Raw genomic sequence first — 10,928 nt, 5'->3', positions numbered from 1 at the left:
GCGGTCCGGCGGTCCGGCGGCCTGTCCGGCCCCCGCCCGGATCGCTAGGCTGACCGGGGTAGTCGACCGGGTCAGGAACCGGGGAACCGGGAGGAGTGCGGAAGTGGCCGAGAGCACCACACAGCAGCCGCCGGCGGAGTTCAAGAAGCCGAAGCTCGACCTGAGCAACGCCGAGTGGCAGTCCAGCAGCCAGGGCACGGGCGACGTGCAGATCGCCTTCGTCGAGGGCTACATCGCGATGCGGGACGGCCGCAATCCGGAGGGACCCTCACTCGTCTTCACGCCGGCGGAATGGCGCGCCTTCGTCCTCGGCGCCCGGGACGGCGAGTTCGACCTCACGTAGCCGCCGGTCGGGCGTGGGCCGGTCCCGCGACGCTGGCCGCAGGTGGACCCGTACGATGGGGCCCATGTCGTTCCTCCGCCGCCGTAGTGCCCCCACCCCCACCGGGCCGGATTTCGATGTTTTGGCCATGGATCCGAGTGACTGGCCGGGGAACCTCGGTGCGGGGCTGCTGCCCGCGCCCGACGGGAGCTGCCAGGGGGTCTTCCTGCGGTACGACCTGTTCGGCGGCCGCGGGCCCGCGATGATCATCGGGAACCTGCCCGAGGGGTCGCCTGCCCGCGAACTCGGCGAAGGCCAGGTCCCGTTCGAGGTGGCGCAGTTGCTGGCCGCGCTCGGGAACGACGAGCCGGTGCACGTCGTGGAGTCCGAGGACACCCCCGTGATGCACGAGGACAACCTCCTCATCGTGCGCCGCGTCAAGCTCTCCGAGAGCAGGATCTCCTGCGCCCAGTTCGACCGCAGCGACGGTGTCCTCGTCACCATCGCTAGCTGGGACCGGCCCATCACGGACGACCTCTACGCGCTGCTCAAGCCGCTGCCCGCGGAGATGTTCCAGCAGCGCTGAGCCCCCGCCCGTGAGCCGGGTGAGCCGGTCGGCCGCCGGGCCGTGCGCGGTTCCGAACGCGACGGCCTCGCCGCCGACCGGGAACGCGCGGCCTTCCCCCTGGGCAACGGCGCGCTCGGCGCGATGATCTACGAAACGCCGCTTCCGAGCTGATCCGTTCAACGAGAAGACCTTCTGGAACAGGAGAGAGCCGCCGCCCGATGGGGATCGGGCGGCGGCTCCTCGGGGCGTTCGGCGGCCGCAGTCGGCGCGCAGAACCGTTCCGGCTAACTCCTGGACCGCTCCACGTCCACGTCGTCGGCCTTCACGTAGGCGATCCGGTGCCCCAACTGGATCTGGTAATAGTCCTCTTCGCCCTGCACCACCTCGTGGTCCTCGGGGTCGAAGGTCGTGGCCCAGTAGTACTCGCCCGCGACCCTCAGCCCCACCACGTACGCCTGCCCGGCCCGGAACCTGTACGGCAGCGGTTCGAGCGGCTGGGGGTCGATGTAGTCCGGGTAGGCCTCTTCCTCCGGGTACGCCCGCCCGTAGACCGGGACCTCGTCGAGGCCCTCCTTCGGGGTGGCGACAAAGCCCCTCGAGTTCACGCTGGCCCGCTGCCGGTCAGAGTCCAGGAACCACGCCTTCCGGCCGAGGAACCAGATCGCCGTCCAGTCGCCCTTGCGGGCGGCCACCGCGAACTGCTGGCCCGTGGTCGCCCGGGCGCCGATGTCGTTGACACCCTTGGTCGAGGCGCCGCCGCCCGGGTGCGTCCCGGGGTCCTGCACCAGCGGGGCGTCCTCGCGCGGTTCGGTGTGCAGCCGTACGGCCGCCGAGCCGTGCGGTGCGCAGACCTTGCCCTTCTTCTCGCAGTCCACGAAGGGCGGCTGGTTCCGGGCGTACTCCGGCAGGATCGTCACCACGTCGCTGTCCGGTCCCGCCGTGGGGCGGAACTCCCTGCCGAGCAGCTCGAAGTAGTGCGCCCAGTCCCAGTACGGGCCCGGGTCGGTGTGCATCCCGGAGATCGTCTTGGCGGTCGGTCCCGGCACGTTGTCGTGGCCCAGGATGTGCTGCCGGTTCAGCGGGATGTCGTACTTCTCGGACAGATACCGCACCAGCCGCGCCGAGGATCGGTACATCGCCTCCGTGTACCAGGCGTCGGGGGAGGCGAGGAATCCCTCGTGCTCCAGGCCGATGGACTTGGCGTTGGTGTACCAGTTGCCCGCGTGCCAGGCCACGTCCCTGTTCCGCACGTGCTGGGCGATGTGCCCGTCGGAGGAGCGCAGGGTGTACTGCCAGGACACATAGGCCGGGTCCTGGACCATCTTGAGAACGCCGTTCCATGCACCTTCGGTGTCATGGATGATGATGTACTCGATGTCCTGGGAGCCGCGGTCGGCCAGGTCGTGGTTGCCGTAGTCCGGCGGGTCGGCGTCCCCGAACTCCTTGTAGGGCGCGGGCACCCACTCGCAGGCCACCGACGACGGGCACTCCGCCCTCCCCTTGGCCGCCGCCCGCAGACCCAACCGCCGTACCTGCGCGGTGTCGGGGGAGACCCGCGGCGAGGCAGGCAAAACGATTCTCTGCCCGTTGTCGGTGGTCCGGGTCGCGCCGGAGCGGATCACCTCGTAGACATCGTTCGCGTAGGTGGCCGCCGTGGTCCGGTCGTCGGCGCCCGAGTAGCGGGCCACCGCGCCGTACCACTGCGCCGGGTCCGAACTCAGCGGCCGACCCAGCTTCTTCTGTGCGGCCGCCAGCAGCGCGGCGCCGCCGCGGATGTTGGCCGCCGGGTCCTGGCGCAGGGCTGCCGGCCCGATGCCGGTGAGACCCGCAGCGCGGTCCAGGGTCCGCAGCCGCGCGGAGGTCGCCGCCGCCTTGGGCAACGCCACGGGCGCCGCGTGCGCGGGGCGCGCCGCCAGCGGGCGGGACGCGTCCCCGCGCGGGTCCTCGGTGCCCGCACTGTGGTGCTCGGCTGAGCCGGCCCGCGCCGCGGCGGCCAGGGCCGTACGGGCGTCGGTGAGGTGCATCGGGCCGTAGCCGCCGGACACGCTCGGCGCACCCCGGTGCGTGTCCCAGCGGGACTGCAGATACGAGACGCCCAACAGCACGCTCTGCGGTACGTGGTACTCCTTCGCCGCGGTCGCGAAGGACCGCTGGAGGGAGCCGGAGTCGAGCCGCGCCGCCGCGGCGGGGGGTGAGGCCTGGATGAGGGGAAACAGCAGAGCGACGGTCGCCGTGGCGCCCGCCGCCCGATTCATGCGCCGGCGCGCGCTCTTCACGCGGCCGGGAAGGGATCCGCGCATGCAGCCTCCTCTGATTGACGACCTGTCAATCGTGCCGCGCGGCGCGCCCCTTGTCCCGGGGCGCGCCGCGATGATCTGCATCTAGGACCCGTATGTGTTTCGGTCCGTTCTATGTTCTGGTTGCTCGTCAGGTTTCGGCCGGTTTCCTATGGTTGGGCTTTTCGGGGGTGCACTCGAGGGCTGTTTCCGGGGCTTCAAACCAGGGCTTCAAGCCGGGCTTCAAGAGCGGCGGTGTGCGGATCTCAGCGGGTTCCCACCGCCGCCCGCACCGCTCGGCGGGCCATCGCGCAGTCGTCGTACAGCCTGCGCAGCAGCAGCCGCTGCTCCTCGCCGGTGGACATGGTCACGCCCGGCACCACGGGGGCGGGGTCCCGCATCGTGCGCTGCACCGCCGTCTCGTAGGTGCGGATCTCGCGGGTGAGCACCAGCATCAGGTTTACCAGGAAGGCGTCCCGCGAGGCCGGGCCCGCGGACTGGGCGAGCTGGCTGATCTGGCGGCGGGCCACGGGCGCGTCGCCGAGGACCGACCACAGCGTTGCCAGGTCGTAGCCCGGCAGGTACCAGCCCGCGTGCTCCCAGTCGACCAGCACCGGGCCCGAGGTGGCGAGCAGGATGTTCGACAGCTGGGCGTCGCCGTGGCAGAACTGGGCCTGCGCGTGCTTGCCCGAGGCGTGCGCCACCCCGTGCAACAGCTTCTGCAGATCGCCCATGTCACGGTCCGTCAGGAGACCCAGCTCGTGGTAGCGCGCCAGCCGACTCGCGTAGTCGAGCGGGGCGTCGAACAGGCCCGCCGGCGGCCGCCACAGATTGACCCTGCAGATCGCCCCGAGCGCCGCCCGGATGTCCGTACGCGACGGAGCCTCGGCCGGGTGCCGCCGCAGCGACGCGGGACGGCCCGCCATCCGCTCGATCACCAGGGTGCAGTTGTCCGGGTCCGCTGCGACCAGCCGGGGCACCCGCACGGGCGGGCGATGGCGGACGAACGCCCGGTATGCCGCTATTTCCTGCCGGAACCGCTCGGCCCAGGCGGGAGAGTGGTCCAGCAAACACTTGGCGACGGCGGTGGTGCGGCCGGTGGTCCCGATGAGCAGCACGGCCCGGCCGCTGCGGCGGAGCACCTGCACCGGGCTGAACTCCGGGCAGACGCGGTGCACCGAGGCGATCGCGGTCCGCAACTGCGCGCCCTGTGGCCCCGACAGGTCGATTCTGCCGCTGAGCGGCCCGGGCCCGGGCGTCCTTCGCGGGGCGCGCGGGCCGCCGGGAGCCGCCCCCGCCGCGTGCGAGGGGTCGAGGTACGGGCCGCCGCCCGTCGGCTGCGGGCGGTGGGTGCGGGGCTGGGCGGACACGGAGGACGATGCTGCGTACATGGGCGATACAGGTCCCTTCGTGCGCCGACGAGTTTGGTGCGCCTCCGCTCCGGTGGGTGGACCGCACCCTGGGGAAGTGCTGTCCGGCCACCGGGTCGGGGAGGCGCGGTTCTAACAGACACCCACCCGCGGGTGGCACACCATCTGGCGAACCCTGGCGAACCCTGGCGAATAGTCGCCGGGCCCATGACGTACCGATACGGTCAACTCAGCCGAGGAACCTGGGGGCTTGACGTGACCAAGGAACCCAACACCCGACTCGCGGACCTGTTCGGCCTCACCGGCTGGTCCAAGGGCGAGCTCGCGAGGTTGATCAACCGGCAGGCGGCGGCCATGGGCCACCCCCAGCTGGCGACCGACACCTCGCGGGTGCGGCGTTGGATCGACACCGGCGAAGTGCCGCGCGATCCCGTGCCGAAGGTGCTGGCCTCCCTGTTCACCGAGCGCCTCGGTCGTGTCGTCACCATCGAGGACCTCGGTCTCGACCGGCGCGGGCGCGCCGGCAGACGGCAGTCCGCGGACGGACTGCCCTGGGCGCCTGAGCGGACTGCCGCGGTCCTCACCGAATTCACGGGAATGGACCTCATGCTCAACCGACGCGGCATGGTGGGCGCGGGCGCCGCGCTCACCGCAGGCTCTGTGCTCACCGGCGCCATGTACGACTGGCTGCACGCCGACCCCCCACTCGCCGCCGAAGGGGCCGCCGCCGGCGGCTCGTTCACCGCGGCACCCGCCGGCTACGACCGCTACGAGGCGGCCCCGCTCGGCTCCCAGGAGATCGAGGCCCTCGAGCGTTCCGTCGAGGTGTTCCGCGCCTGGGACGCCGCCCGCGGCGGCGGGCTCCAGCGCAAGGCCGTGGTCGGCCAGCTCAACGAGGTGGGCGGCATGCTCGCCTACCACCACACCCCCCACCTCCAGCGCAGGCTCTGGGGCGTGGCCGCCAACCTGTCCGTGCTGGCCGGGTGGATGTCCCACGACGTGGGCCTGGAGCCCACCGCCCAGAAGTACTTCGTCATCGCCGCGCACGCGGCCCGCGAGGGCGGCGACCGCCCGCGGGCCGCCGAGGCGCTCTCCCGGGCGGCCCGCCAGATGGTGCACATCGGCCGCCCCGACGACGCCCTAGACCTGATGAAGTTGGCGAAGTCCGGTGCGGGCGAGGAGACCCTGCCGCGCACGCGCGCCATGTTCCACACCATCGAGGCCTGGGCGCAGGCCGCCAAGGGCCAGGGCCAGGCCGTGCGGCGCACGCTGGGCGAGGCGGAGGAGCTGTTCACCTCCGACAAGGGCGATGTGCCGCCCCCGAGTTGGATGCAGCTGTTCAACGAGGCCGATCTGCACGGCATGCAGGGGCTGGTCTACCGCACGCTCGCCGAGCACGATCCGGCGGTCTCCGCTGTTGCCCAGCGCCACGCCAAGGAGGCGCTGCACCTCCGGGAGAACGGCCGCCAGCGGTCGCAGATCTTCGACCACATCTCGATCGCCTCGGCCTGCTTCATCGGCGACGATCCCGAACAGGCCGACACCTACGCCCGGATGGCGCTGCTGAGCATCGGCGAGACCTCCTCCCACCGCACCTGGGACCGGCTGCGCGAGATGTACCGGCTCACCGGTCGCTACGCCGGCTACGCCAAGATCGGCGATCTGCGCGAGGAGATCGAGCGGGCGCTGCCCAAGGCTCCGACGCCGAAGGGGGCCGCGAAGGCCGCCAAGGAGGCGAAGGCCACCCAGAACCGGATCGCGAGCGTGTGACAGGGGCACCCACAGCGCGGTGGGTGCCCCTCTTGCCCGAGCCTGCTGGGTGCCTCTGCTAGGTGCCTTGAGGTCTCAAGCGCTCTCGAGATCTCTTGGGCTGGAGCCCCCAGGTGGGGTGATGTCCTTCAACCGGTGTCTGCCAGCGGGTGTCTGCCAGTTGGCGTCTGTCAGTCGGTGTCCTCAGGGGCCGATTCTGGCGACCAGCACGCAGGCGTCGTCCTCTCGCTCCGCGCCGCCGAACTCCTCGGCCACGACCCGTACGCACTCCTGGGCGCTGCGAGCCGCGGACAGGCGCGGTGCAAGGGCCAGCAGGCGGGGGGCGCCCGTGGCGTCGTCGGCCGGGTCGTCGAGCCCCATGCTGCGGGGGGAGAGTCCGTCGGTGCGGAGCACCAGGACGTCGCCCGGCAGCAGCCGCTCCTCGGCCTGGCCGTAGACCGCTCCGGAGGTCGCCCCGAGCAGCACGCCCTCGGGCGCCTCCAGCGCGCGGCCGATCCCCTCGCGGAAGAGCAGCGGGGCGGGATGGCCGGCCTGGGACCACGTGAGGGTGGCGGTCGCGGGGTCGTAGCGGCAGCAGACGGCGCTGCCCAGGGCGGGCTGGGCGGAGGCGTCGAGCAGCTGGTTGAGCCAGCCCATCAGCGGGCCCGGCTCGGCACCGGCCACCGCCATGCCGCGCAGCGCGCCGAGCAGCATCGCCATGCCGGAGGTGGCGGCCACGCCGTGCCCCGTGAGGTCGCCCACGCTGAGCAGGGCCCGCCCGTCGGGGAGCGGCATCGCGTCGTACCAGTCGCCGCCGATGAGGGCGCCGGTGGCGGAGGGAAGGTAGTGCGCGGCCAGGTCGAGGCTCGTGCTGCCGCCGGGCGGGAGCCGCAACGAGCCGCGCCAGGGCGGGAGTACGGACTCCTGGAGCTCGACGGCGATCCGGCGCTCGGTGCGGGCGATGTGCTGCTGCCGGCGCAGCGAGTCGCGGGTGTCGTGCACCGCCTGACGGCGGCGGCGCAGCTCCGTGACGTCCCGCACCACGGCCCACATGGAGGCGGTGCAGCCGTCGGCGTCGAGCACCGGCTCGCCCATCATGTGCACCGTGCGGGTCGTGGAGTCCGGGCGGGTGATCCGGAACTCCCCGTCGATCGGCTTCCCGTCGACCAGGCAGTCGGTGACCATCGCGGTGAGCAGCTGCTGGTCCTCGGGGACCACGAAGGACGGCAGTTCGTCGAGCGAGAGGGCGCCGTCCTCGGGGGAGCGGCCGAAGAGCCGGAACAGCTCCTCCGACCAGTCGACCTCGTCGGTCAGGAGGTTCCACTCGGCGCTGCCGGCCGGGGTGTTGACGGGGCCGGAGCCGGACTCCGTCCGTGTGGCGGGGAGTTGGACCGTGGCCACACCTCCGGCGGCCTCCGCGAGCGGAGCCTCCGCGCCCGGCGGCATCCCGTCGCGCAGCTGGCCCAGCTGCAGGCCCAGGTCGTCGAGGTGGTGGACGGCCAGGTCGCAAAGGGCCCGCTGCCAGCGGAGGCGCGGGTCGTCCTCGTCCGGTACGGCGTCGCGCCGCACGGCGTCGACGTCCCCACGGAGTCGGTGGGTCTGCGAGATGAGTGCCTCGACCGTGCCGCGCTCGGGCGGCTGGGCGGCGGAACGGTCCGCAAACGTGTGGGACGGCATCACGTACTCCGATACAGGCGCGGCCGACTGAGACGGAAGGGCCGGTAACGACTCTTGCACAGGGAGCGACGGTCTGTAAGGGATTCGGCAACACTCGACTCGGTGATGCCTGTGGCATATGCCTGGGGACTGGCTTCGTCGTGATCGTCCACAACCCCCGCGGACTGTTCTCCGGGCTCTGCGGAAGCCTACCCTCCGGGTAGGCTGCGGCCCGCGGTACCCCGGGAATTCCTCGCAGTTCACCAGGCGTAGGCCTCCCGGACACCGGCAAGGATGGCGGCGGGCGGAAATCCCGTTGCCAGCGAACTCACCGCACCGGATGCTGACCTCATGTTCGATCCAGACATAGCGCCCAGCGGAACCCTGCTCGGCCTCCTCCAGCGAGGCCGCGGCGACGGGACCCTGCACGCCCTGGCCGCACCGCGGTCCGAGGCGCTCGCCGCGCTGCACCACTGCGTGCTGCGCGACCCCCGGCGCGACTGGCAACTGGAGAACCGCTCCCTCTACTACGCCCGGCTCCACCTCGGGCTCGACGGCGGTCTCGACGCGATCGAACAGCACCTCTTCGACGAGGACGACCAGATGGACACCGGCGAGGAGCGCACCGGCCTCGCCCTCTCCGTCCTCGGCCACCTCGCCGGCTACGGCCGCCAGGACGCCCTGCTGCTGCTCCGCCGCTACGCCGCCACCGGCTCCAACTGGGCCTGGGCACTGGACGAACTGGCCGTCCGCGACGAGGACACCGCGCTGCGCGCCCTCGGCCGCCCCGTGCTCGCCCGCTTTTCGCGCACCCCCGAGGGCGAGGCCCGCCTCGCCGCCGCCGTACGGGACGCCTTCGAGCCCCGGCCGTGGCGGCTGTGGGCGGAGAGCCCCGACGACCCGGACGGCGCGCGGCGGGTGCTCGCCGCGCGGGAGCAGGGCTGCTTCGACCGCTGGCAGCGCCAGCTGCGGCCCGCGGGACCCCGGCCGGGCTGGAGCGTCCGCGAGGTCCTCGACTGGGCCCAGCAGGGTCTGGAGCAGCACCCGGCCCAGCCGCGCCACGCGGCCGCGGCCCGCTGCCTGACCGCCGTGGCCGCCCCCGAGGACCGCCCCGAGATCGTCGAGGCCGCCCGCGGCGGCCAGGACGGCGCCCGCTGCGCCGCCCTCGACTACCTCGCCCAGCAGCAGGACACCGCGGCGCTCGACCTGCTGGACGCGGCGGCCACGGGCGGCCCGCCGCCGGTCGCCGAGGCGGCCGTCGCCGCCTTCGAGCGGATGCGCAGCACCGCTGCCCTGGAACGCGCCCGCGGCTGGGCCCACCGCCCCGACGCCGTCGGCCGGGCCGCCGCCGGCATGCTCGCCCGCCGCGGCGGGCGGAGCGACGCCGACCTGGTCCTCGCCGCCCTGCGCAGGGCCGTACGGGCCGAGGGCGCGGACGGCGACGGGCTGTGGCCGCTCGTCGAGGGCGCGGGCCGCCTCTCGATCGCCTGCGCCGCCCCCGTGCTCCGCCACATCTACCGCGAGACCTCCTCCTCGCACCTGCGCGGCCTCGCCGCCGGCGCCCTGGCCGCCACTGACCCGTCGTTCGCCGCCGGGTTCGCCGTCGAGTGCCTGTGGGACTGCGAGGAGTCCACCCGCGAACTGGCCGCGCTGCACGCCGAGATCGGCGACCAGCGCGTCGTCGAGCAACTGCGCAGACTCGCCGCCGACCCGGCCGAGGAGGCCGAGGTCCAGACGGCCGTCCGCAGTCGCATCGGCCCCGATATGCCCGCCGTTTGACGACACCGCCGGGCCGGCTGCGGCAAACGCTCATGGGACGTTTCACGGGGGGAAAGATCCACGTGGCTCGGTGAACGCCCCGGGCGTCGAGAACACGGGTATGCGTGTCGTCATTGTCACCGAATCCTTCCCGCCCGACGTCAACGGCGTGGCCCACTGCGCCGTCCAGACCGCCCGGCACCTCGTACGGCGCGGTCACGAACCCCTCGTCATCGCCCCGGCCGTGCCCGCCGGTATGCAGGAGGCCCCGCCGAGCCCCGACGGCCTGTCCCTCGACCCCTGCCCGGTCGTCCGGGTGCCCTCGCTGCCGCTGCCCGGCTACCCGCAGGTGCGGGTGGCGCTGCCCAGCAGGCGGGTCGCCGCCTCGGTCGCCGCGCACCGCGCCGACGTCGTCCACCTCGCGAGCCCGTTCGTCCTGGGCGTGCGCGGCATGTCCGCGGCCGCCAAGCTCGGCATCCCCGCCGTCGCCGTCTACCAGACCGACCTGGGCGGCTACGCGCGGACATACGTGGGCGCGGGCGAGGGCGTCGCCTGGCGGCGGATGCGCACCGTGCACTCCGCGGCCGACCGGACGCTGGCCCCCTCCTCGGCGGCCCTGCGCGACCTCGTGGAACACGGGATCCCGCGGGTCCGCCTCTGGCCGCGCGGCGTCGACACCGAGCGCTTCCGGCCCGGGCTGCGCGACGAGCGGCTGCGCCGCGACCTCGCCCCGAACGGCGAGGTGCTCGTGGGCTACATCGGCCGCCTGGCGCCCGAGAAGCACGTCGACCTGCTGGCCTCGGCCGGCCAACTGCCGGGCGTACGGCTCGTGGTGGTGGGTGACGGCCCCAGCGAGCCCGGGCTGCGGACGGCACTGCCCGGCTCCACGCACTTCCTGGGCCGCCGCACCGGCAGCGAACTGGCCCGGATCTTCGCCTCCTTGGACATCTTCGTGCACACCGGGCCGTACGAGACGTTCTGCCAGACCGTGCAGGAGGCCATGGCCAGCGGGGTGCCGGTGGTGGCGCCCGCGGCGGGCGGACCGCTCGACCTGGTCGACCACGGCCGTACGGGCCTGCTGGTCCCGCCCTGCGACGCGGACGCCGTACGGGACGCGGTGCGCTCCCTGGCCGCCGATCCGGAACTCAGGGCGCGGTACGGGAGCGCGGGGCGGGCCACCGTCGAGGGGCGCACCTGGGAGGCGGTCGGCGACCGGCTGCTCGACCACT

9 protein-coding genes are annotated in these 10,928 nt (G+C 73.2%); 6 read left to right on the top strand and 3 right to left on the bottom strand.

The features are described 5' to 3' along the window. The first annotated feature begins 103 nt into the window (after positions 1 to 103). From AOK16_RS13505 to AOK16_RS28235, 3 genes are all read left to right on the top strand, one after another. The gene (locus tag AOK16_RS13505; protein ID WP_055472511.1) at positions 104 to 343 is read left to right on the top strand and encodes a DUF397 domain-containing protein; all 240 of its coding nucleotides are present in this window, start codon (positions 104 to 106) and stop codon (positions 341 to 343) included. Positions 344 to 407: 64 nt separating this feature from the next. Continuing rightward, on the top strand, positions 408 to 908 hold the full coding sequence (locus tag AOK16_RS13500; RefSeq protein ID WP_055472513.1) for a glycosyltransferase family protein: 501 nt from the start codon (positions 408 to 410) through the stop codon (positions 906 to 908). Positions 909 to 950: 42 nt separating this feature from the next. Beyond that, entirely contained in the window at positions 951 to 1,061 is a 111-nt protein-coding gene (locus AOK16_RS28235) for a glycoside hydrolase family 95 protein (protein ID WP_240483552.1), read from the top strand. A 113-nt stretch (positions 1,062 to 1,174) separates the two neighbouring features. Here the strand turns inward: AOK16_RS28235 and AOK16_RS13495 are convergent, their stop codons facing one another. Continuing rightward, positions 1,175 to 3,190 (bottom strand): N-acetylmuramoyl-L-alanine amidase, encoded by a 2,016-nt coding sequence (locus AOK16_RS13495; protein WP_055472510.1) that lies wholly within the window; start codon positions 3,188 to 3,190, stop codon positions 1,175 to 1,177. A gap of 242 nt (positions 3,191 to 3,432) precedes the next feature. Further along, positions 3,433 to 4,557 (bottom strand): aminoglycoside phosphotransferase family protein, encoded by a 1,125-nt coding sequence (locus tag AOK16_RS13490; protein WP_055472509.1) that lies wholly within the window; start codon positions 4,555 to 4,557, stop codon positions 3,433 to 3,435. A gap of 234 nt (positions 4,558 to 4,791) precedes the next feature. On the opposite strand from AOK16_RS13490, the gene AOK16_RS13485 reads away from it, so the two are divergent. Continuing rightward, the gene (locus AOK16_RS13485; protein WP_055472508.1) at positions 4,792 to 6,306 is read left to right on the top strand and encodes a DNA-binding protein NsdB; all 1,515 of its coding nucleotides are present in this window, start codon (positions 4,792 to 4,794) and stop codon (positions 6,304 to 6,306) included. A 183-nt stretch (positions 6,307 to 6,489) separates the two neighbouring features. On the opposite strand, the gene AOK16_RS13480 is transcribed toward AOK16_RS13485, so the two are convergent. Then, a complete protein-coding gene (locus tag AOK16_RS13480; protein WP_055472507.1) occupies positions 6,490 to 7,962 on the bottom strand; it encodes a PP2C family protein-serine/threonine phosphatase in 1,473 nt (490 codons plus the stop codon). Positions 7,963 to 8,292: 330 nt separating this feature from the next. On the opposite strand from AOK16_RS13480, the gene AOK16_RS13475 reads away from it, so the two are divergent. Next, on the top strand, positions 8,293 to 9,720 hold the full coding sequence (locus AOK16_RS13475) for a hypothetical protein (protein ID WP_055472506.1): 1,428 nt from the start codon (positions 8,293 to 8,295) through the stop codon (positions 9,718 to 9,720). Between the two features lie 100 nt (positions 9,721 to 9,820). Continuing rightward, a partial coding sequence (locus AOK16_RS13470; RefSeq protein ID WP_055472512.1) for a glycosyltransferase family 4 protein occupies positions 9,821 to 10,928 on the top strand: 1,108 nt, incomplete at its 3' end.

The sequence above is a fragment of the Streptomyces pathocidini genome, from assembly GCF_001418495.1.
Classification (GTDB): domain Bacteria; phylum Actinomycetota; class Actinomycetes; order Streptomycetales; family Streptomycetaceae; genus Streptomyces; species Streptomyces pathocidini.
This window is presented reverse-complemented; position numbering and strand designations above follow the sequence as displayed.

Coding starts and splice junctions, on each gene's coding strand:
- AOK16_RS13500 (WP_055472513.1), top strand. CDS start 408: ATGTCGTTCCTCCGCCGCCGTAGTGCCCCCACCCCCACCGGGCCGGAT.
- AOK16_RS13495 (WP_055472510.1), bottom strand. CDS start 3,190: ATGCGCGGATCCCTTCCCGGCCGCGTGAAGAGCGCGCGCCGGCGCATG.
- AOK16_RS13490 (WP_055472509.1), bottom strand. CDS start 4,557: ATGTACGCAGCATCGTCCTCCGTGTCCGCCCAGCCCCGCACCCACCGC.
- AOK16_RS13480 (WP_055472507.1), bottom strand. CDS start 7,962: ATGCCGTCCCACACGTTTGCGGACCGTTCCGCCGCCCAGCCGCCCGAG.
- AOK16_RS13475 (WP_055472506.1), top strand. CDS start 8,293: ATGTTCGATCCAGACATAGCGCCCAGCGGAACCCTGCTCGGCCTCCTC.